The organism is Aeromonas hydrophila subsp. hydrophila ATCC 7966 (genome assembly GCF_000014805.1).
In the GTDB taxonomy this organism is placed as follows: domain Bacteria; phylum Pseudomonadota; class Gammaproteobacteria; order Enterobacterales; family Aeromonadaceae; genus Aeromonas; species Aeromonas hydrophila.
In genome coordinates this window covers 3,138,848-3,158,886 of sequence record NC_008570.1, presented here as the reverse complement: position 1 = coordinate 3,158,886, position 20,039 = coordinate 3,138,848, and the positions used below count along the sequence as shown (strand labels likewise).

The 20,039-nt window shown below is 62.6% G+C and carries 19 protein-coding genes; 10 read left to right on the top strand and 9 right to left on the bottom strand.

Annotation, left to right across the window (positions count from 1 at the left end; genetic code table 11):
* Nucleotides 1–22: 22 nt before the first annotated feature.
* The 7 genes from pstA (at nucleotide 23) to AHA_RS14185 (ending at nucleotide 8,077) form a co-directional block, all read left to right on the top strand.
* Nucleotides 23–1,672, top strand: a complete 1,650-nt coding sequence (pstA, locus tag AHA_RS14215; protein ID WP_011706616.1) for a phosphate ABC transporter permease PstA — start codon at nucleotides 23–25, stop codon at nucleotides 1,670–1,672.
* A 109-nt stretch (nucleotides 1,673–1,781) separates the two neighbouring features.
* Complete coding sequence (pstB, locus tag AHA_RS14210; RefSeq protein ID WP_011706615.1) at nucleotides 1,782–2,600, top strand: phosphate ABC transporter ATP-binding protein PstB; 819 nt, start codon at nucleotides 1,782–1,784, stop codon at nucleotides 2,598–2,600.
* 110 nt (nucleotides 2,601–2,710) lie between these two features.
* Nucleotides 2,711–3,421 carry a phosphate signaling complex protein PhoU gene (gene phoU / locus AHA_RS14205; protein ID WP_005334097.1) on the top strand — a complete coding sequence of 237 codons (711 nt, stop codon included), beginning with the start codon at nucleotides 2,711–2,713 and terminating at the stop codon, nucleotides 3,419–3,421.
* A gap of 192 nt (nucleotides 3,422–3,613) precedes the next feature.
* A complete protein-coding gene (locus AHA_RS14200; protein WP_011706614.1) occupies nucleotides 3,614–4,933 on the top strand; it encodes a hemolysin family protein in 1,320 nt (439 codons plus the stop codon).
* 19 nt (nucleotides 4,934–4,952) lie between these two features.
* Entirely contained in the window at nucleotides 4,953–5,495 is a 543-nt protein-coding gene (locus AHA_RS14195; RefSeq protein WP_164927691.1) for a hypothetical protein, read from the top strand.
* A 269-nt stretch (nucleotides 5,496–5,764) separates the two neighbouring features.
* On the top strand, nucleotides 5,765–6,667 hold the full coding sequence (locus tag AHA_RS14190; RefSeq protein ID WP_011706612.1) for a homocysteine S-methyltransferase family protein: 903 nt from the start codon (nucleotides 5,765–5,767) through the stop codon (nucleotides 6,665–6,667).
* A gap of 9 nt (nucleotides 6,668–6,676) precedes the next feature.
* On the top strand, nucleotides 6,677–8,077 hold the full coding sequence (locus tag AHA_RS14185; RefSeq protein WP_011706611.1) for a basic amino acid/polyamine antiporter: 1,401 nt from the start codon (nucleotides 6,677–6,679) through the stop codon (nucleotides 8,075–8,077).
* 86 nt (nucleotides 8,078–8,163) lie between these two features.
* Here the strand turns inward: AHA_RS14185 and AHA_RS14180 are convergent, their stop codons facing one another.
* Nucleotides 8,164–9,003, bottom strand: coding sequence for a sterol desaturase family protein (locus AHA_RS14180; protein ID WP_164927690.1), 840 nt, complete (start codon nucleotides 9,001–9,003; stop codon nucleotides 8,164–8,166).
* Between the two features lie 229 nt (nucleotides 9,004–9,232).
* On the opposite strand from AHA_RS14180, the gene AHA_RS14175 reads away from it, so the two are divergent.
* Together AHA_RS14175 and AHA_RS14170 are read left to right on the top strand one after the other, a co-directional pair.
* Complete coding sequence (locus AHA_RS14175) at nucleotides 9,233–10,000, top strand: substrate-binding periplasmic protein (protein WP_011706609.1); 768 nt, start codon at nucleotides 9,233–9,235, stop codon at nucleotides 9,998–10,000.
* Nucleotides 10,001–10,250: 250 nt separating this feature from the next.
* The gene (locus AHA_RS14170) at nucleotides 10,251–10,700 is read left to right on the top strand and encodes a DUF2059 domain-containing protein (RefSeq protein ID WP_011706608.1); all 450 of its coding nucleotides are present in this window, start codon (nucleotides 10,251–10,253) and stop codon (nucleotides 10,698–10,700) included.
* A gap of 71 nt (nucleotides 10,701–10,771) precedes the next feature.
* Here the strand turns inward: AHA_RS14170 and AHA_RS14165 are convergent, their stop codons facing one another.
* From AHA_RS14165 to AHA_RS14155, 3 genes are all read right to left on the bottom strand, one after another.
* The gene (locus AHA_RS14165; RefSeq protein ID WP_011706607.1) at nucleotides 10,772–11,515 is read right to left on the bottom strand and encodes an amino acid ABC transporter ATP-binding protein; all 744 of its coding nucleotides are present in this window, start codon (nucleotides 11,513–11,515) and stop codon (nucleotides 10,772–10,774) included.
* Nucleotides 11,499–12,458, bottom strand: coding sequence for an amino acid ABC transporter permease (locus tag AHA_RS14160; protein WP_042067304.1), 960 nt, complete (start codon nucleotides 12,456–12,458; stop codon nucleotides 11,499–11,501). Before AHA_RS14160 ends, AHA_RS14165 begins: the two co-directional genes overlap by 17 nt.
* A 90-nt stretch (nucleotides 12,459–12,548) precedes the next feature.
* Entirely contained in the window at nucleotides 12,549–13,337 is a 789-nt protein-coding gene (locus AHA_RS14155) for a transporter substrate-binding domain-containing protein (protein ID WP_016351298.1), read from the bottom strand.
* Nucleotides 13,338–13,838: 501 nt separating this feature from the next.
* On the opposite strand from AHA_RS14155, the gene AHA_RS14150 reads away from it, so the two are divergent.
* On the top strand, nucleotides 13,839–14,978 hold the full coding sequence (locus AHA_RS14150) for a GGDEF domain-containing protein (RefSeq protein ID WP_011706604.1): 1,140 nt from the start codon (nucleotides 13,839–13,841) through the stop codon (nucleotides 14,976–14,978).
* Between the two features lie 4 nt (nucleotides 14,979–14,982).
* Here the strand turns inward: AHA_RS14150 and uhpC are convergent, their stop codons facing one another.
* From uhpC to AHA_RS14125, 5 genes are all read right to left on the bottom strand, one after another.
* The gene (gene uhpC / locus AHA_RS14145; protein ID WP_011706603.1) at nucleotides 14,983–16,311 is read right to left on the bottom strand and encodes an MFS transporter; all 1,329 of its coding nucleotides are present in this window, start codon (nucleotides 16,309–16,311) and stop codon (nucleotides 14,983–14,985) included.
* 27 nt (nucleotides 16,312–16,338) lie between these two features.
* Entirely contained in the window at nucleotides 16,339–17,859 is a 1,521-nt protein-coding gene (uhpB, locus tag AHA_RS14140) for a signal transduction histidine-protein kinase/phosphatase UhpB (protein WP_011706602.1), read from the bottom strand.
* Nucleotides 17,856–18,446, bottom strand: a complete 591-nt coding sequence (gene uhpA, locus AHA_RS14135; RefSeq protein WP_011706601.1) for a transcriptional regulator UhpA — start codon at nucleotides 18,444–18,446, stop codon at nucleotides 17,856–17,858. Before uhpA ends, uhpB begins: the two co-directional genes overlap by 4 nt.
* Nucleotides 18,447–18,635: 189 nt before the next feature.
* Nucleotides 18,636–19,031 (bottom strand): nucleoside diphosphate kinase regulator, encoded by a 396-nt coding sequence (gene rnk / locus AHA_RS14130; protein WP_011706600.1) that lies wholly within the window; start codon nucleotides 19,029–19,031, stop codon nucleotides 18,636–18,638.
* Between the two features lie 232 nt (nucleotides 19,032–19,263).
* The gene (locus AHA_RS14125; protein ID WP_237701901.1) at nucleotides 19,264–19,995 is read right to left on the bottom strand and encodes a substrate-binding periplasmic protein; all 732 of its coding nucleotides are present in this window, start codon (nucleotides 19,993–19,995) and stop codon (nucleotides 19,264–19,266) included.
* Between the last annotated feature and the right edge of the window lie 44 nt (nucleotides 19,996–20,039).

Genomic DNA, 20,039 nt, shown 5'->3' with positions numbered 1-20,039 from the left:
TGAAAGGACCGAGGAATCGACAATGGGTAAGTGGTTTAAATCGGGGGCCCCCTGGATCTGGATGACCGGCGGCGCCGTCAGCCTGAGTCTGGTAGCGGTACTGGGGCTGCTGCTGCTGATCGGCTGGCGTGGTCTGGTCTACTTCTGGCCCCATCCCATCTATGAGTGGCAACTGGAAGACGCCCAGGGCAACAAGAGCGTGCTGATCGGCGAAATCAACGACCGCGAGCTGGTGCCGGTAGAGCGGCTGCGGGCCGCCGGCCTGCCGCTGGAGGGGGAAGAGCGCGAGCTGCTGACCCGCTATCTGGTCAAGACCGGCAACCGCGAGTTCGTCGACCTGGATTTTCGCTGGGTACTGGAGACCGACATCAAGTCCCAGAGCCTGCCGACCGAGCTGGCCATGGTGGAGCGTGCCACCAACGGCAACTTCTACGGCTACATCGTCGGGGTGAAAGAGGATGGCAAGGCGCTGACCGAGAACCTGCATCCTGCCCTGCAGCGAGTGCTGGCTCGGGCCAACGGCCTCTCCGAGCAGGCCGACGATCTGCAAAAAGGGGACATCGGCAGCATCAACTATCAACTGGAGCGGCTGCGCCTCAAAGAGCGCAAGGCCGAGCTGGACGACAAGCTGACCGATCAGCTTAAAGCCGAGCTGGCGAGCGAGCGTCAGGCCCTCAACGACCGTTATCAGGTGCTGGAAAAAGAGCTGTTCTCCCTGCGTGCCCAGGCGGACAGAGACAGCATCACGGTCAAGGACATGCGCGGCGAGCTGGTGACCATGCCCATGTCCAAGGTGCTGGACGTGGTGTGGCCCAACGACATGAGTCTGCCGGCCAAGGTGGGCTACTGGTTCCACCAGATCGGCAAGTTCGTCTCCGACGATCCGCGCGAGGCCAACACCGAGGGCGGGGTGTTCCCGGCCATTTTCGGCACCGTCTTCATGGTGTTCCTGATGGCGATCATCGTGACCCCGCTCGGCGTGGTGGCGGCGGTCTACCTGCACGAATACGCGGGCAAGAACAGCCTGACCAAGATCATCCGCATCGCGGTGATCAACCTGGCGGGTGTGCCCTCCATCGTGTACGGCGTGTTCGGTCTGGGCTTCTTCGTCTACACCCTCGGGGGTTCGCTGGACCAGCTGTTCTATCCGGAAGCGCTGCCGAGCCCGACCTTTGGCTCCCCTGGCGTCATCTGGTCGGCGCTGACCCTGGCCATCCTGACTCTGCCGGTGGTGATCGTCTCCACCGAAGAGGGGCTGGCCCGGATCCCGAGCACCATCCGCCAGGGCTCGCTGGCACTGGGAGCCACCCAGGCCGAGACCCTGTGGCGCATCGTGCTGCCGATGGCAAGCCCGGCCATCATGACCGGCCTCATCCTGGCCATCGCCCGGGCAGCCGGTGAAGTGGCGCCGCTGATGCTGGTGGGGGTGGTGAAACTGGCGCCGACCCTGCCGATGGACGGCAACTTCCCGTACCTGCACGTGGAGCGCAAGTTCATGCACCTGGGCTTCCACATCTATGACGTCGGCTTCCAGAGCCCCAACGTCGAGGCGGCGCGCCCCCTGGTCTATGCCACCTCCTTCCTGCTGGTGACGGTGATCGTCGGCCTCAACCTGACGGCCATCGGTATCCGCAACCACTTGCGTGAAAAATTCCGGTCGCTGGAACATTGATAGACCAGCACCACAGAGACGGGCAGGGAACGGGGTTCCCTGCTAGCCAAGCGTTCCGGCCGTGGGCAATGAGAGTGCCCGCCGCCACCGACAGATTTTGAGGTAACAGATGATCAACGTAACGACCGCATCCAGCCAGCACACCGCGACTGACCTGCTCAACCTGAGCCCGGAGCAGACCGCGCTGGAAGTGAAGGATCTCAACCTGTATTACGGCAACAAGCAGGCGCTGTTCAACGTCAATATGAAGATCCCCAAGGGCCAGGTCACCGCCTTTATCGGCCCCTCCGGCTGCGGCAAGTCCACTCTGCTGCGTTGCATCAACCGGATGAACGACCTGGTGGAGATCTGCCGCATCGAGGGCGAAATCCAGCTGCACGGTCACAACATCTATGACAAGAGCGTGGATGTCTCTGCCCTGCGCCGTCAGGTGGGCATGGTGTTCCAGCGCCCCAACCCCTTCCCCAAGTCCATCTACGAGAACGTGGTCTATGGCCTGCGCCTGCAGGGCATCAACGACCGCCGCACCCTGGACGAGGCGGCCGAGCGCTCACTGCGCGGCGCAGCCCTGTGGGACGAGGTGAAGGATCGTCTGCACGACAACGCCTTCGGCCTCTCCGGCGGTCAGCAGCAGCGACTGGTGATTGCCCGTGCCATCGCCATCGAGCCGGAAGTGCTGCTGCTCGATGAACCGACCTCGGCGCTCGACCCCATCTCCACCCTCACCATCGAGGAGCTGATCAACGAGCTCAAGAGCCAGTTCACCGTGGTGATCGTGACCCACAACATGCAACAGGCTGCGCGGGTCTCTGATCAGACTGCCTTCATGTACATGGGTGAGCTCATCGAGTACTCGGACACCAACACCATCTTCACGACCCCGGCCAAGAAGAAGACTGAAGACTACATCACCGGTCGTTACGGCTAAGGGATGCTGGTGCAACAAGGGTTATTGAGATGAGCAAGATGGGCATCAACAAACAGATTACCGGTCAGTTCAACGACTAAGGCATACTCGGAGCATCAAGGATTATTTGTATGGACAATATGAACCTCAACAAACACATCTCCGGTCAGTTCAATGCCGAGCTCGAGAGCGTGCGCAACCAGGTGCTGGTGATGGGCGGGCTGGTAGAGCAGCAGCTGACCGACGCCATCGCGGCGATCCACGATCAGGATCTGGACGCGGCGCGCAAGATCGTCGCCAACGACCACAAGGTCAATGCCATGGAAGTGGCGATCGACGAGGAGTGCACCCGCATCATCGCCAAGCGCCAGCCTACCGCCTCCGACCTGCGGCTGGTGATGGCCATCATCAAGACCATCACCGATCTCGAGCGCATCGGCGATGTGGCGGACAAGATCGCCCGCATGCTGACCGACAACGCCAACAAGCCGCAGCCGCCGCTGGTGTCGCTGGAGAACATGGGGCGCCGCACCATCAAGATGCTGCACGACGTGCTGGACGCTTTCGCCCGCATGGATCTGGACGCGGCGCTGGCGGTCTACAAGGAAGATGACAAGGTGGACCGGGAGTACGAGTCCATCATTCGCGAGCTGATGACCTACATGATGGAAGATCCGCGCACCATCCCCCAGGTGCTCAACGTGCTGTGGGCGGCGCGGGCCATCGAGCGGGTGGGGGATCGCTGCCAGCACATCTGCGAGTACATCGTCTACTACGTCAAGGGTAAGGACGTGCGCCACACCAAGGCGGACGATCTGGGCACCCTGCTGGGGAAAGGGTGAGTCTGAAATGAATAAAAAGGCGCTTTGAGCGCCTTTTTTGTTGCCTTTTCAGTCAGTGCAAGATATCGCCACCCGCTTGGCGCTTTTCTGCTAGAATATGCCCCCTGTGTGAGTCCCGGATTGACTCACGGTCCGGTCCCCCGGACCCAGTTTGCCGTCTTGTGCTAAGGCGGCTGTTGCAATAGGTTAATCATGAGTTTTGCCGATAGTTTATTTTTCCTGATGCTGCTGGTCGCCGGCAGCGTGTTCTTCTCTCTCTCCGAGATCTCCCTCGCCGCCTCCCGCAAGATCAAGTTGCAGGTGATGGCCGACGAGGGCAACCGCCATGCCGAAAAGGTACTGGCACTGCAGGCCCAGCCGGGCAACTTCTTTACCGTGGTGCAGATCGGGCTCAACACCGTCGCCATCCTGGGCGGTATCCTGGGCGAGTCTGCCCTGAACCCGGCCATCAAGGAGTTCATCTCCGAGTTCTATCAGGGGCCCTGGCTGGGCGAGATCAGCTCGGCAGCCTCCTTCGTGTTCGTCACCGGCATGTTCATCCTGATCGCCGATCTGATGCCCAAGCGCCTCGCCATGACCATGCCGGAGCGGATCGCCGTGGTGGTGGTGCGCCCCATGCTGCTGTGCGTCACCCTGCTGATGCCGCTGGTGTGGCTGTTCAACGGCATGGCCAACGGCCTGTTTCGCCTGCTGCGCATCTCCATGGTGCGCAACGACGAGATCACCTCCGACGACATCTATGCGGTGATGGATGCGGGCGCCGAAGCGGGCGTCATCCAGCGCGAGGAGCACCAGCTCATCGAGAACGTGTTCGAGCTGCAGTCCCTCGGCGTCACCTCCGCCATGACCGCGCGCGAGAGCCTCATCTACTTCACCCTGCAAGAGGGCGAGGAGAGCATCAAGGCCAAGATTGCCGAACACCCCCACAACAAGTTCCTGGTGTGTGACCACAACCTCGACAGCATCAAGGGCTTCGTCGACTCCAAGGAACTGCTGATCCGGGTCATCAGCGGCCAGAGCATCGATCTCAATAGCGGCTCGTTGGTGCAGAACGTCATCATCATCCCCGACACCCTCAACCTCTACGAGGCGATGGAGTACTTCAAGAACCACAGGGGCGATTTTGCCGTGGTGATGAACGAGTACGCCCTGGTGGTGGGGATCGTCACCATGAACGATCTGATGAGCACCGTCATGGGCGAGTGGGCTACCCACGTGGTGGAAGAGCAGATCGTGCAGCGCGACGAGAACTCCTGGCTGGTGGACGGGGTGACCCCCATCTCCGACGTGATGCGCGCCTTCGACATCGAGGAGTTCCCGGAAAACCAGAATTATGAAACCATCGCCGGCTTCATCATGTACATGCTGCGCAAGATCCCCAAGCGAACCGACTCGGTCAAATACGCCGGTTACAAGTTCGAAGTGGTGGACATCGACAGCTACAAGATTGACCAGCTGCTGGTCACCCGGGTCGAGCCCACGCCGGCCGAGAAACCCGCTCAGGAATCGTAAAAGGAGCTAGTTAGCAATCATGAAGATGCAGTCTCATTCCCGTGCGCTGGCCTGTGTGGCGCTCGCCCTGGCACTCGGTGCCTGCAGCCAGAGCGCGCCGCGCAAGGCCACCACAGTTGCCAAACCGGCAGCCCCCAAGGCGGCCGTGGTCGTGCCGCAGCAGGACCCGGATGCGGTGGTGCAAAGCGCCGTGGCGGAGCCGAGCCCGGTGTTCGACGAGGAGTATCACGGCCCGGATCAAGGATCGCTCGAGTCGGTGACCGCCCTGTTTGCCCGTGGCTACATCGAATCGGCCATGCGCGAGACCATGCTGGCGGCGGTGCACAGCGACTACCCGCTGCTCGGCATGCGGGACGTGCGCCTGACCGATCCGGTGGCCAAGTTCCTCACCTCGGCCCAGGCACGCACCACGGCTCACGACTACCTCTATGCCGGGGTGCAGCGCCGGCTGGGCCGCCCGCTCAGCCCCACCCAGTGGGAGCAGATCTGGCAGGGGTATCCCCAGCAGGGTCGGGTGTCCGACTGGGTCAAACAGACCAAGCGGGTACTGGCCGGGCGTTGAGCCGCCAGTGCACTTGTCGCCACAAGAGGCCACCTTCGGGTGGCCTCTTGTCGTTTCTCATCCTGGTGTTGAGCCTTCAACAGCCATACCTCCCTTCCTTTGCCGTTATCTCCCTGAGCTTGTTCAGATTTGTTCGTAGCACCCGATTGCCTCTTGTTCTACTTTGGGTCATGATGAAAAGGCATTCTAGCCGTCTAGATGTTTTGATGGCTTATTTTGACTCAACACAATAAATACCCGTCACGACGGGGACACGCAGAGAGACAGAGATGGATACAAAGGATTTGTGGGTACTGGATGGCGGCATGGGACGCGAGCTGGCACGGCGGGGCGCGCCGTTTCGCCAGCCGGAGTGGTCGGCGCTGGCCCTGATGGAGGCCCCCGAGACGGTGCGCGAGGTGCATCAGGCCTATGTGGCGAGCGGGGCCCGGGTCATCACCACCAACAGCTATGCGCTGGTGCCGTTTCATATCGGTGACGCGCGCTTTGTGGCAGAGGGGGAGGGGTTGGCGGCGCTGGCCGGTCAGCTGGCCCGCGAGGTGGCCGAGGAGCAGCCGGGTCGCGTGCAGGTGGCCGGCTCCTTGCCGCCGCTGTTTGGTTCCTACCGCGCCGACTTGTTCGACGCAGGCAGGGTGAGCGAGCTGGCGACCCCACTTATTCGGGCGCTCTCCCCCCACGTGGATCTCTGGCTGGCGGAGACCATGAGCCTCATCGCCGAGCCGCTGGCCATCCGGGCCCTGCTGCCCGAGGATGGCAAACCGTTCTGGGTCTCCTTCACCCTGGAGGACGAGGCGCCGGGCGGCGAGCCAACCCTGCGCTCCGGCGAGCGAGTGGCCGATGCGGTTACCGCGCTGGCATCGGCCGGGGTGGACGCCATCCTGTTCAACTGCTGTCAGCCCGAGGTGATCGAAGGGGCGCTCAAGGTGGCCGGCGCCGCGTTGCAGACGCTGGACCGCAGCGACATCCGGCTCGGCGCCTATGCCAACGCCTTCCCGCCCCAGCCCAAGGAAGCGACCGCCAACGACGGGCTGGACGAGATCCGCACCGATCTGGGGCCGCTGGATTACCTTGGCTGGGCCGAGCGCTGGCGCGGGGTCGGAGCAAACCTCATCGGCGGCTGCTGCGGCATCGGGCCGGAACATATTCAGGCACTGAGCAGTCGGTTGCGCTAAGGAGAGCCCATGAAAGAGAGCAAGATCGGCCTCTGGTCCCTCACCGCGCTGGTGTTCAGCTCCATGGTGGGGGCGGGGATCTTCAGCCTGCCACAGAACATGGCCGAGGTGGCTGGCGCCCGCGCCGTACTGATCGGCTGGGGCGTCACCGGGGTGGGCATCCTGGCGCTCGCCATGAGTTTTCTGTATCTGTCGCGGTTAAGGCCGGATCTTGACGGTGGCATCTACAGCTATGCCCGCGCCGGTTTTGGCGATCTGGTGGGCTTCTTCTCCGCCTGGGGCTATTGGCTCTGCGCCACCATCGGCGTGGTGGGCTATCTGGTGATCGCCTTCGCGGCGCTGGGCAGTTTCGTCGACACCCCGGAGCGGGTCTGGTTTGGCGAGGGCAACACCCTGGCGGCCTTCATCGGCGAGTCCTGCATCCTCTGGGCGGTGCACCTGCTGGTGGCCCGCGGCGTGCAACAGGCGGCCCTGTTCAACCTGGTGGCAACCCTGGCCAAGAGCCTGCCGCTGCTGCTGTTCATCCTGTTCGCCTGCTACTGGTTCGACCCGGTCACCTTTGCGGCGGATCAGCAGGGCAGTACCCTGGCGACACCGGTCTCCGAGCAGGTGCGCAACACCATGCTCATCACCCTCTGGGTCTTCACCGGCATCGAGGGGGCGGCGGTGCTGTCAGCCCGGGCCAGAAACAAGCGGGACGTGGGCACGGCCACCGTGCTCGGGGTGGTGCTGGCACTGCTGCTCTATGTGCTCATCTCGGTACTGGCGCTCGGGATCCTGAGCCGCCCCGAGCTCGCGGCCCTGCCCAACCCCTCCATGGCGGGGTTGATGGCCCAGATGACCGGCTCCTGGGGCAAGCTGCTCATCAGCGTCGGCCTCATCGTCTCGGTGCTGGCCTCCTACGTGAGCTGGACCCTGTTCTCGGCCGAGGTGCCGTTCAGCGCGACGCGCCACGGCGCCTTCCCGGCCATCTTCCGGCGCCAGAACCGCAACGGCACCCCCATCGCATCGCTGTGGCTCACCAGCCTGACGGTGCAGGGCTGTCTGCTGCTGGTGTGGCTGCTCGGCAAGGGTTACACCAACCTGCTGCTCATCTCTACCTCGATGATCCTGGTGCCATACCTGTTGATCGGTCTGTTCCTGCTCAAGCTCTCCTTGCGTGGGGAGGGCAATGGCCTGATGCGGGCGGTAGCGCTGGTATCGAGCGGTTACGGCCTCTGGCTGCTCTACGCCGCCGGGGTGGAGTACCTGCTGCTCTCCTTGCTGCTCTACGGGCCGGGTCTGCTGCTGTTTCTCTACAGCCGCCGCCAGCTGGGGGCCGAGCTGCGACTCAGCGGGCGCGAACGGCTGCTGGCCGGGGTGACGTTGCTGAGCCTGATCCCCGCCATCTGGTCTTTTGCCCACGTCTGAGTGAGGTGGTGATCCAATGCAAGAGAGCGCCCAAGGGGGCGCTCTCATTTTGTCTGCGACGTGCACTTTTTAGCGGCGGCAAGGACTTAGCGGCTGGCGGGGCCGGCCGGTTTGCCAAACAGCACCGCGAGCTTTTGCCGCCAGGGGAGGCCGCGGGCCTCTTGCAGCATGTCGCGCCACTCGTGGAAGGTGAGGGTGAGGGGGTTGAAGCTGTGGATGGGCTTGGTGATGCCGAAGCGACACGGCTCGGCTAGATCTTCTTCCACGAAGGTGCCAAACAGCCGGTCCCAGATAATGAGCACGCCGGCGAAGTTGCGGTCTATGTATTTGGCGTTGCTGGCGTGGTGCACCCTGTGGTGGGAGGGAGTGTTGAAAACCCACTCGAGCCTGCCGAGCTTGCCCACCACCTGGGTGTGGACGAAGAACTGAAAACCCAGGCTGAGCAGCACGGTGGCCACCACCGCCTCGGGCGGGAAGCCGATGAGGATCATCGGGATCCAGAACAGCCACATGCCGGAGACCGGATACATCAGGCTCTGGCGAAAGGCGGTGGAGAGGTTGAGCCGCTCCGAGCTGTGGTGCACCACGTGAGAGGCCCACAACCAGCGCACATGGTGGCTGGCGAAGTGGAACAGCCAGTAGCAGAGATCCTGCAACAAAAAGAGCAGCAACAGGCTCCAGAGGTTGAGATCGATATCCAGCAGCCGCCAGCCCCAGAGGGCGTCGTAGAGGTAGGCGATGGCGATGGCCGTCAGCGCGTCCCCCCCTTGATGCATCAGTGCCAGGGTGGCGTTGGCGAAGAGATCCTTCCACTGGTAGCCGGCGGTGGGATAGGCGGCGCCATGCTTGCGCAGGTAGAGCATCTCCCAGCCGATGAAGGCCAGAAAGAGCGGCGAGAGGTAGAGCAGGATCAGTTGCACATCCATGTCGGGTATCCAGTCAGAGCAATTGCTCTCCAGCATAAAGGATGAATTTAATCTTTCATTAACAATTTTCACCCGATGGCCATCGCCATCTGACGCTGGCGGCGGGAGTCCGCAAACGCATTGCCATGAAAGGGCGTGATGGCCCTCTGAGCCATGGCGCAGTGACTATGCTTGATGAGGTTTTCTACCTCTGGAGTGGCAGATGATGCGGCTGTGGTGTTGTTTGTTGATGGGAGTCTGCCTGCTGGCGCAGGCCAAGACCCGGGTCGAGATCCTGGCCGATGCCAACTATCCGCCTTACTCCTGGCAGGAGGGGGAGGAGGTGAAGGGGATCTATGCCGACATAGTGCGCAGCGTGACGGCCTCCATGGATGAGTACGAGGTGGTGCTCAAGGCCATGCCCTGGCGGCGGGGTCTCAGCATGGTGGAACAGGGCAGCGCTTTTGCCATCTTCCCACCCTACTATCAGCCTGACAGTCGCCCCTGGATGTGGCCCTACTCCCAACCCCTGCTCGACGAGGAGCTGGTGGTGATGTGCGGTGCCGGGGTGGCGGTCAATACCCCGCAGGCGCAGTTCCCGGCCGACTACTACGGGCTGCGCTTTGGCATGAATGCCGGTTTCACCATAGGTGGTGCCCCCTTCTGGCAGGCGGTCCAGCAGCAGAAGATCGGGTTGGAGGAGGTGAAGAGCAACCGGGAGAACCTGCTCAAGATAGTGCGCGGCCGGGTGGACTGTACCGTCAACGACCGCCTCTCCCTGCTCTATGAGCTGCTCAACATGATCAAGGGCAACCAGCTGGCGGTGGCCGACATGTCCCAGCTCAAGCAGGGGCCGGTGCTCAGCAAGGAGCAGGGGTTTCTCGGCTACAGCCGCAAGGGAGAATTCGACTTCAAGGAGGACTTTGCCGAGCAGTTCGACAAGCGGCTCTACGAGCTCAAGAAGCGGGACGGGATCCGAACCATAGTGGAGCGTTATCTGGGAAAGTCCCCGCGCTGAACTGATAAGGGAGCCAGTCAGATTCAGCCGATAAAGACAGGGTTTCGGCCAATAGCAGAGGGACTGAGAGTCCCTCTGCTGTTTTTGGTGGGTCACCGGTGACGGCGGCGGGAAAGACAGCACCACAGGGAGTCCCCGGCACAGATCCGGGTGACCATCACAGACCTTGCGCGCATCCCCACCATCTGGCGACTGGTCTGTTTGATAAATCAATGTAACCTGTTGTTTTTATATGATTAGTGAGGTGGTTATGCAGTGGGTGAAAAGAGGGGTTGTCATCGCTCTGGTGTGGAGTGGCAGTGTGTGGGCCGATCCCGCTCAGGAACTGGTCAACCTGCTCAACAGTGAACAGCAGGCGGAGCAGCTGCAGGCCCAGATGATCCCGCTGATCATCCGGGGCGCCGGTGAACATGCACAGGAGTTGGCCCAGCACTGCGATGTACTGGAGGCCTGGGTGAGCCGTTACCTCTCTTGGGGGGCCATGAGTACCGAAGTGGCCGCTATCTACCGCAAGCATTTCACCGAGGCTGAGCTCAAGCAACTGATCGCCTTTTATCAGAGCCCGGTCGGGAAGAAATCTCTGGATACCATGCCGGCCATCTTTCAGGAGAGTTCGCTGGTGGGCCAATCTCTGGCCGAGCGCAACATGCCGGCACTGCAAGCCATGCTGGATGAAGCAAAACGCAAAGCGACAAAATAGATATGGTCGCCAGAGGTATAAACAGAAGAGGGAGCCATGGGCTCCCTCTTCTGTTTATACCTCTGGCGCTATTACAGCACCTGGCTCAGGAACTGGCGCAGGCGCGGGGAGGGGGGATTGTCGAAAAAGTCCGTCGGCTTCTCGTCTACCAGCAGCTCGCCGCTCTCCATGAAGAGCACGCGATCTGCCACCTCACGGGCAAAGCCCATCTCGTGGGTAACCACCACCATGGTCATCCCCTCGCGGGCCAGTCCCTTCATCACGTCCAGCACCTCGCCCACCATCTCGGGGTCGAGCGCACTGGTGGGCTCGTCAAACAGCATGATGCGCGGCTGCATGGCGAGCGCCCGGGCGATGGCCACCCGCTGCTGCTGGCCGCCGGAGAGCTGGGAGGGGTAGCTCTCGGCCTTGGCCGACAGACCGACTTTGAGCAGCAGGGCTTTGGCTCTGTCCTCGGCATCGCGACGCGACAGCCCGCGTACCTTCTGCGGGGCGAGGCAGATGTTGTCCAGCACGTTCAGATGGGGGAAGAGGTTGAAAGACTGGAACACCATGCCTACCTCTTCCCGCAATTTGTTGACGTCACCGGGTTCGGTCAGGCTGATGCCATCTACCACGATATTGCCGTCGTTGATGGTCTCCAGCTGGTTGAGGGTGCGCAGGAAGGTGGACTTGCCGGAACCGCTGGGGCCGACGATCACCACCACTTCCCCCTCGGCGACCTGGGTACTGACGTTCTTGAGGGCGTGCACCTCGGTGCCGTAGAACTTCTCCACGCCGCTGGCCTTGATAATGGGATCAGTTGCTGCGCGCATATTTCACCTCCAGACGACGCACCAGGAAGGAGAGAGTGCCAGTCAGCACCAGATAGAGCAGGGCCACGGTGAACCACACCTCGAACGGACTGAAGGTGGAGCTCACCACCTCGCGCCCCGCCTTGGTGAGATCGGTGATGGAGATGACAGAGACCAGCGAGGAGTCCTTGATAAGGTTGATGAACTGGCCTGCCAGCGGCGGCAGCACCCGCTTGAAGGCCTGCGGCAGGATGACGTAGCGCATGGTCTGGGCCGAGGTCATGCCGAGGCTTCTGCCCGCTTCCATCTGCCCCTTGTGGATGGAGCTGATACCGGCACGGACGATTTCCGCCACGTAGGCGCCGGTAAAGACCGCCAGTGCCGCCACCCCGGCAGTGAATCGGTCGAGGTTCAGCACGGTGCCGATGAAGAAGTAGACGATGAAGATCTGCACCAGCAGCGGGGTGCCACGGATGAGCTCCACGTAGGTAACCGCCAGGTTGCGCAAGGCGGGGTTGGGGGAGAGTCTGGCCAGACCGGCCAGGGTGCCGAGCAGGATGGCGAAGATGCCCGCCACCAGCGAGAGTTTGACCGTGACCCAGACGCCCCAGGCGATGGGGCCGGCAGTCCAGCTCAGCTGGGTGTCGAGGGTGTCGCCGCGAAAGACGGTGTCCCCTTCCGCTACCTGGCCGCCGCTGGTTGCGATGGCTTGGCGTTGGTTGGGATCGAGGTCGTTTTGCAAAAACAGCTTGCCCTTGTCGGTCTCGGTGGTGCCGGCGACCACGGTACCGTCAAATTCGGCGTAGTTTTTCTGTTCCGCCTGATAGGCGATGTACTGGGGGATCCGCTCCCAGCGCCAGGTGTAATCCACCGATTGCACGGCCTTGTAGATGCCAAAGATGGCGGCCAGCACGATCAGCAGGAAGATCCCGTGCCAGAGCAGTTGATTGGGTTGTTTTTCCATCTGTCTTGTTGGGTTGTGCACTGTCGCAACCTCGTTGTAGTTATTGTGTGGGGGTCTGCGTGAAGGGGCGGCGGGCCGCCCCTTGCGAGGTTACTTGAGCTGGTTCAGCCAGGCGGTGGACTCGAACCACTTCTGGTAGAGGCGGTCGTAGCTGCCGTCGCCCTTGATTTGGCGCAGGTAGTTGTTGAACCAGTTGAGGGTGTCCTGGTCGCCCTTGCGGATGGCCCAGGCCAGCGGTTCGAAGGTGAACGGCTTGTCGAGGTGTACCACGGCGCCCTTGTTCTGGGTGGCGAAGATGGCGTTGTAGGGCAGGTCGTAGACGAAGGCGTCGACCTTGCCGTTGATCACTTCCAGCTTGGCGTCATCCTGGGTTTCAAACTGCAGCAGGGTGGCTTTCGGGATCAGACGCTTGACAGCCTGCTCGCCGGTGGTGCCGAGCTTGACCGCGATCTTGTACTTGGGGTCGTTGAGGTCGGTGAAGGATTTGATCTCGCCGGCCTTGTCCTTGCGCAGGACAATGGTCTGCCCGACCACGATATAGGGGTCGGCAAAGTTGACGCGCAGGTTGCGCTGGGGGGTGACGGTCATGCCGCCCATGATGACGTCGAACTTGTCGGTCAAAAGGGCCGGAATGATGCCATCCCAGGCGGTGTTGACGAACTCGACCTTCACGCCCATCTCCTTGGCGACCATCTTGGCCAGATCCACGTCAAAGCCGATGTATTGGCCCTGCTTGTTGGTCATTTCGAAGGGTTGATAGCCGGCGTCGAAACCGACCCGCAGCACACCGCGCTCCAGCACGGCATCCAGGGTGGAAGTGGGCGCCGCGTTGGCCAGCCCGCACAGCAGCAGGGTAGAAAGAATGAGTTTTTTGATCATAAGTGACGTCTCTGTCAAAAGTGTGTTCGGCCTTGAACCTGATCCCGTGCGACTCCGTGGCACAAGAGACTGCTGCATCCGGCAACAGGGCAAGACAGGATTATTGTCTTGATTGAGGCAAAAGCCCCATATGAGATTCTATTTGCCGCGAGCTGAGTGAAAAATGTACCAAATTCCGATTGTGCCAGATGACTCAATAGGTTAGTGGTGCTTTTTCCCCGTGGCGACACTCATAAAATCACACGAAAACAACATATCTATCTAATGAGGCGGGTTCAAGCCAAAAATGTATTCAGCACATTTTGTTACAGGCCAGCCCGCCATCAGCAGTGTCAATTGTTGCTCACCTGGCCGCCAAGTGCCAAAAAACAGATTCGAATGAATTTAGTGAGTGCGATTGCTGCCCACCAAATGGTTTTTAATTGAGGATTTAGTCAGACACCGCTGGGTCTTGTTTTGCGCTTCCAATATACTCAGTTACCTTCGTTTAGTGGCACTGGTATGGACGCCTCAATACTGCTCAAGCTGGATGTATTCACCCTGATGATCATGGCGCTGGGTGGCTACAGCCTCGGCTTCATCACCCTCTCCATCATCTGGTCGACCCACAGGGAGATCCCCGGACTCGGATACTGGTGGTGGTCCAGTCTGTTCGCACTGGCGGCCCAGAGCCTTTTTACCCTGCAGGCCTTCATGCCGAGTCTGGCGGGGATCTGGCTGGCCAATCTGCTCATCACCGTCTGCATCGCCCTGATGCCGCTGGCGCTGCAGCGTTTCTTCGGCCAGCCCCTCAGCTGGTCTGCCAGCGGCTGGTTCATGCTGATCTATGTGCTGATCCTGAGCTGGAGCATTGCCTTCAACGATCAGATGGCTCCCCGGGTGCTGCTGGCCTGCCTGAGCTACATGGTGCTGGGGGCGGTGATCGTCTTTCTCATCTGGCGGCACGGCTATCCCGCCTATCTGCCCGCCGTACTGGTGTTCACCGTGGTCAACATCCTGCTCTATGGCTTCAATCTGCTGCGCATGGCATTTCTGCTGCAGGGGGATGCCAGAGTCTTGATGGATCAGAGCGGTGTCAACGTGCTGCCCTTCCTCTCCATGCTGATGGGCAGCTACCTCTCCACCTTCGGGGTGTTGCTGCTCTGTACCCAGTACCGGGCACTGGCCCTGCGCCAGCAGGCGAGCCACGATCCGCTCACCGGCCTGCTCAATCGACGCGGCTTCATGGAGCTGATGGCCCGGCGCCGGATGACCGAGTTCGGCGCCCTGGCGGTGCTGGATCTCGATGACTTCAAGCAGATCAACGATCGCCATGGTCATGAGATGGGGGATAGGGTGCTGGCCGCGGTGGGGGCCTATCTCGGCGCTCAGCAAGAGCTGGTGGCCAGTCGCTTTGGCGGCGAGGAGTTCGTGTTGCTGTTGCCGCAGGAAGATGAAGCGGCGCAGCAGCAGCGCTGCGAGCAGATCATCCGCTCTCTGGCGGCGCAGGACATGCAAGGGATCGGCATCACCGTCAGCATGGGGCTGGTGCGCTGCCAGCACAGCTGGCATTTCGACACCCTGTTCAGCCAGGCGGATCGCGCCCTCTATCAGGCCAAGCGGGAGGGCAAAAACCGGGTCTGCCGGCTGGCGCAAGCCTAGCCGGTCAACCGGCGTCGCGGGGGCGCGGTGCCTGCGCCTTGAGGAAGGGGAGCAGCAGCAGGGCGGAGACGCCGGCGGCCACCGAGATCACCACGAAGAAGCCCTGCCAGTGCCAGATCTCCAGCACCCTGGCCAGCGGATAACCAGAGAGCGCCGCCCCCATGTAGGCAAACAGGCCGACGAAGCCGGTGGCGGCCCCCGCCGAATTCTTGTGGGAGCACTCGGCCGCCGCCATGCCGATCAGCATCTGGGGGCCGAACACGAAGAAACCGATGGTGAAGAAACAGGCTGCCTGCATCACATAGCTGAAGAAGGGCATCAGCCAGAGCGATCCCACCGCCAGCAATATGCCCACCGCGAAGATGAGGTTCATCGGCCCGCGGTTGCCGTTGAACAGCTTGTCCGATCCCCAGCCCGCCACCAGGGCACCGATAAACCCCCCCACCTCGAACATGGAGATGGCTGAGTTGGCGCTCATCAGGTTGAAGCCGCGCTGCTCGGTCATGTAGAGATTGCCCCAGTCATTGATGGCGGTGCGCACCACGTAGACCAGCACGTAGCAGCAGGCCAGCAGCCAGATATAGGGGTTGCCGAGCACGTATTTGCGCAGGATCTGGCGATGGGAGAGGCCGGCATCCTGAGTCTGCTGGGCCAGCTCCATGGCATCGTTGCGCCACTCGCCCACCGTGGGCAGTCCCATGGCGGCCGGGGTATCGCGTAGCCGCCAGCAGAGGAACAACCCCGCCAGGATGGCGATAAGGCCGGGCACTATCATGCCGTAGCGCCAGCCGTGCTGCAGGGCGAGGGTGCTGACGATGAGGGGAATGAGCGCGCCGCCCACGTTGTGGGCCGTGTTCCAGGCCGACCACCAGAAGCCGCGCTCGCTGCGCGAGTACCAGCTGGTGAGCAGCTTGGAGCAGGGAGGCCAGCCCCAGCCCTGGAAGAAGGCGTTGGCCACCCAGAGGGCGGCGAACAGCCACAGCGACGACGAGAGCCCGAACAGTATGTTGATGACTCCGGTCGCCATCAGCCCGAGGCCCATGAAGTAGCGCGGGTTGGCGCGGTCGCTGATGATGCCTGAGAAAAACTTGGAGCAGCCGTAGGTGATGTAGAACAGGGTCCACAGCATGCCGATGTCGGCCTTGTTCAGCATGCCGCTGGCCAGCATGTCCGGCATGGCGAAGTTGAAGCTCTTGCGGGTGAAGTAGAACACCGCGTAACCCAGATACATGGTCAGCAAGATGTGCAGCCGCCAGTGGCGATAACAGGCGTCGATCTCGGCCTGATCGCGGATGAGGGGCTGGGGCGGTGCGCTTCTCATGAAGCTGAGCATCAGGCGGTTCTCCCCTGCGACTGGGTGTTACTCATGACTCTCCTCTCGTTTGCGGCCGGGCAGGGTCACGGTCAGCTGGGTACCGTGCACGCAAGAAAGCTGCAATGCGCCTCCCAGCGCCTGCACCCGCTCGCGAATGCCGAGCAGGCCATAGCCTTGGGGCGTGCGGTGTTCGGGCAGGCCGCAGCCGTCGTCTTCCAGCAGCAGAGTCAGTCGCTCACCCTGGCGGTGGGCCCGGATGGTGACCGAGCTGGCATTGGCGTGTTTCACCACGTTGTTGAGCCCCTCCTGACAGACCCGAAACAGGGTGACCCGCTGGGCATCGGAGAGGCCGGCATCCGCCAGCTGCCATTCAAGCCGGGTGACGATGCCGCGGCGCTCCAGCTCCAGCTCCCGCAGCAGGCCGCGTACTGCCTGCTCCAGGCTCATGTCGTCGAGCTGGCGGGGGCGCAGCCGGCCGAGCAGGCCGCGCACCGCGTCGTAGATGCCCAGCGACAGCGTCTCGATGAGGGCGCTGCTCTGGCCGACCCCGGCATTGTCCGGGGCGAGGCGGCGCACTATGCCGGCCTGGGTGCGGATGGCGGTGATGGTCTGGCCGATGTCGTCGTGCAGCTCGCGCGCCACCTCCTTGCGGATGCTCTCTTCGGTCTCCAGCAACCGCTCGGTGAGTTGGCGATTGTGGGCGAGCTGGCGGGTCAGCGCCTGGTTGAGCTCGCGCTGGCGCTGGATGCCGGCGCCGAGCAGCAGGCCGGTGAGGCTCTGGGCCAACAGGGAGAGCAGCAGGTCGAGCGGATGATCGTGCCAGGCCTGGCCGGCCATCAGCGCCACCGTGTTCATCAGGGTGGCGAGCAGGGCCCCCTGCCAGCCGTAGCGCCAGGCCATGGCCATGATGGGGATGGCCAGGCAAAACGGGGTGAAGCGCACCAGCGAGTCCGGCAGGCCGAGTTGCAGCCAGAGGCTCAGCACGAACAGCAGCAGATACCAGACCAGATGGCGAAAACGCCAGTCCACCGGCTGATCCACCAGGGTCGGCCCGAGCGGCACCCAGGTGGCGCGGGTGAGGTAGTGCCAGATCAGCATGCAGGTGGAGGTCAGCGTCAGCCCGCCGGTGAGGGTGAGCAGCAGCGCGGTGAGGCCATCCTCGCCGGCCAGATGCCAGAGCAGGGATTGCAGTCCCGCCGCCACCGTGACGGTGGCCAGCAGCACCAGCAGTTGCTGCCAGTCGTTGCGCACCGGCTGGCGGCGGGCGATCAGCAGCGGCAGCAGGGTGAGCAGGCTGCCCGCCTGAATGAGCGGCCACAGCGGCAGCCCCACCTCCTGGTTGAGCCAGTAGAGCAGCAGGGATTCGCACAGCAGCAGCGGCGGCCAGTAGGAGATCGGGCTTTGCAGCAGCAGCCCCAGACGCAGGCCGAAGGGGAACAGCAGAGCCGCCAGCATGGGTGAGCCCGCCAGGTGCAGGCCGATGCTCCACAGGCAGAACCAGCCGGCGGCAAAGATGAAGCAGGCCGCCAGCGAGATGGCGACATAGCTGGCAAGACGGGGGATCACCAGCTGTCCAGCATGCGGTGGGCCAGCTCCACGTTGTTGCTGACCTTGAGTTTGTCCATCAGGTTGGCGCGGTGCACGTGCACCGTCTTGGGGGAGAGGCCGAGCTGCTCGGCGATGGCCTTCACCTCCAGTCCTCGCGCCAGCAGCTGGGCCACCTCCCGCTCCCGGTTGGTGAGCGGATCCTGGCTGTTGCAGGCCAGCTTGTGGGCGATGTCCGGGGTGAGGTAGCAGCCACCGTGGGCGGCGGTGCGCACCGCGGCGATCAGCTCATCCGGGCTGCAGCGTTTGGAGAGAAACCCCTTGGCGCCGGCCTGCAGCGCCTGCTCGATCAACGCCGGGCTGTCGTGCACCGACAGCATCACCACGGCGAGGCCGGAAGGGAGGCGCTTGAGCAGATCCAGCCCGGACTGGTCCGGCATGGAGATGTCGCACACGCACAGCTGCACGCCGCTGCCGGGCAGTCCCGCCAGCGCCTCGGCGGCGGAGCCGAATTCGGCCACCACCCGCAGGTCGGGTTCGAGATTGAGCAGTTGGGCAAAGCCGGAGCGGACGATCTGGTGATCGTCTATGAGGGCAATCTTTATCATGATGTCAGCCTGAAATCTGCGGCCAGGGTGCTGGCGCGGCCAACAAGATACCTGCCGCCTCGTCCGGGCTCAAGAGAAAGCAGGGCATGTGAGCGGGATCGGCGGCGCTTCTGTGGCAAAGCTTGATCGGGATCAGGGGCGGGCACGTGCGCAGGCCTGCGCCAGCGGCTTGGCACGTACCCGGGAGGATTAGCGGTGCAGCTCGCCGGCACGCTCCGGCTGATAGACCACTTCCAGGATCTCTACCTCGATGGTGCGACCGGCCGGGCCGGGCCAGGCGATGCTGTCGCCTACCTTCAGGCCGAGCAGGGCGCTGCCGACCGGAGCCAGCACGGAGATTTTCGACTCGTCACCCTGCACGTCCTTGGGGTAGACCAGGGTCAGGCAGAACTCGTTGCCGCTGCTCGGCATCTTGAAGCGCACCGTGCTGTTCATGGTGACCACGTCCGGCGGCATGTCGGCCGGCTCGCGCATCTCGGCGCGATCCAGCTCCTCCTGCAGGGCAAGGTGCTGGGGATGGTTGCCGAGCAGCTGCTCGATGCGGTCGAGATCCAGGCTGGAGATCACGAGATGAGGTTGTTTCATAAGATATTCCTTATCAATGGGTTAAAGGACCAGGATGACGGGCAAGCTGGTCGAAAAAGAGTGTGCGATACGAAAAAAACAGATCGGGAATGCGATGCCCCCGAACGACTCGCTGTCGGAGGCGAGGGCGGGGGCTCAACGGGGTGTGAGCTGGCTTGATAAAATAATGAGCGCTTTCATGGGGATACCATAACCATTCTGGACTGCTTTGGCAATTATCCTGACAAGCTTGTCAGGGGGCCTGGTAATCGTACTGCTTGATGATGCGCGCCAGGCTGCCATCGTCGCGCATGGCGGTGATGATCTTGCGCCAGCGGGTCGCCTCGGCGGCCGGGAAACGAGGGCTGGCGGCCAGATAGAGCGAAGCCCGCTGTAGGGTGTCGCCACGCACCAGATCCGCCAGCGGCAGGCCGGCCTGCTGCTGGTTGTAGCGGGCGCTGTTCCAGGCCACCGCCCAGCCCTGGATGCGGCCCAGCGCCAGCTTGCTGGCGTTGTGGATCTCCTCGGCCACCAGCGCCTGTTTCACTTGCGGGTAGGGCTGCAGCAGGCTTTGGCCATAGGAGCCGCGCATCACGCCGATGGTGAGGCCGGGCAGCTCTTTGCTGGTGATGGGGGCCGGGTGGTAGTGGCGATGGCTGACCAGCACGAAGGCCTCGTCCAGCAGCGGTGCAATCCACAGGAACTGCGGCTCGCGTTGGGGGCTGCGCACCGGCGGCACCAGCAGCACGTCCTGGCGATGGCGGGTCTGGCTGAGGGCGCGGGCCAGTGGCATCAGCTCGATGGTCAGCGGCTCCTTGAGGCGGCGGGCCGCCTCCTCCAGCACCTCGATGGCCATGCCGCTCGGGGCGCCCTGATAGGAGCGAATGACATAGGGGGGGATTTCGGCGGCGATCACCACCACGGCCTTAGCCTGGGCGGCGGGGAAGAGCAGGGCGCAAAGCAGCAAGAGCGGGGAAGTACGCATGGCAGGCCGGATCCGGGATGAGTACACAGAGTGTAACATCCCGT

What these genes read in the sequence shown, in the direction of transcription:
- uhpC (WP_011706603.1), bottom strand. Translation starts at nt 16,311, where the DNA reads ATGCTCAGCTTCATGAGAAGCGCACCGCCCCAGCCCCTCATCCGCGAT.
- pstA (WP_011706616.1), top strand. Translation starts at nt 23, where the DNA reads ATGGGTAAGTGGTTTAAATCGGGGGCCCCCTGGATCTGGATGACCGGC.
- AHA_RS14200 (WP_011706614.1), top strand. Translation starts at nt 3,614, where the DNA reads ATGAGTTTTGCCGATAGTTTATTTTTCCTGATGCTGCTGGTCGCCGGC.
- AHA_RS14190 (WP_011706612.1), top strand. Translation starts at nt 5,765, where the DNA reads ATGGATACAAAGGATTTGTGGGTACTGGATGGCGGCATGGGACGCGAG.
- uhpA (WP_011706601.1), bottom strand. Translation starts at nt 18,446, where the DNA reads ATGATAAAGATTGCCCTCATAGACGATCACCAGATCGTCCGCTCCGGC.
- AHA_RS14155 (WP_016351298.1), bottom strand. Translation starts at nt 13,337, where the DNA reads ATGATCAAAAAACTCATTCTTTCTACCCTGCTGCTGTGCGGGCTGGCC.
- rnk (WP_011706600.1), bottom strand. Translation starts at nt 19,031, where the DNA reads ATGAAACAACCTCATCTCGTGATCTCCAGCCTGGATCTCGACCGCATC.
- AHA_RS14150 (WP_011706604.1), top strand. Translation starts at nt 13,839, where the DNA reads ATGGACGCCTCAATACTGCTCAAGCTGGATGTATTCACCCTGATGATC.
- pstB (WP_011706615.1), top strand. Translation starts at nt 1,782, where the DNA reads ATGATCAACGTAACGACCGCATCCAGCCAGCACACCGCGACTGACCTG.
- AHA_RS14195 (WP_164927691.1), top strand. Translation starts at nt 4,953, where the DNA reads ATGAAGATGCAGTCTCATTCCCGTGCGCTGGCCTGTGTGGCGCTCGCC.
- AHA_RS14180 (WP_164927690.1), bottom strand. Translation starts at nt 9,003, where the DNA reads ATGGATGTGCAACTGATCCTGCTCTACCTCTCGCCGCTCTTTCTGGCC.
- AHA_RS14170 (WP_011706608.1), top strand. Translation starts at nt 10,251, where the DNA reads ATGCAGTGGGTGAAAAGAGGGGTTGTCATCGCTCTGGTGTGGAGTGGC.
- AHA_RS14175 (WP_011706609.1), top strand. Translation starts at nt 9,233, where the DNA reads ATGGGAGTCTGCCTGCTGGCGCAGGCCAAGACCCGGGTCGAGATCCTG.
- AHA_RS14185 (WP_011706611.1), top strand. Translation starts at nt 6,677, where the DNA reads ATGAAAGAGAGCAAGATCGGCCTCTGGTCCCTCACCGCGCTGGTGTTC.
- AHA_RS14160 (WP_042067304.1), bottom strand. Translation starts at nt 12,458, where the DNA reads ATGGAAAAACAACCCAATCAACTGCTCTGGCACGGGATCTTCCTGCTG.
- phoU (WP_005334097.1), top strand. Translation starts at nt 2,711, where the DNA reads ATGGACAATATGAACCTCAACAAACACATCTCCGGTCAGTTCAATGCC.
- AHA_RS14165 (WP_011706607.1), bottom strand. Translation starts at nt 11,515, where the DNA reads ATGCGCGCAGCAACTGATCCCATTATCAAGGCCAGCGGCGTGGAGAAG.
- AHA_RS14125 (WP_237701901.1), bottom strand. Translation starts at nt 19,995, where the DNA reads ATGCGTACTTCCCCGCTCTTGCTGCTTTGCGCCCTGCTCTTCCCCGCC.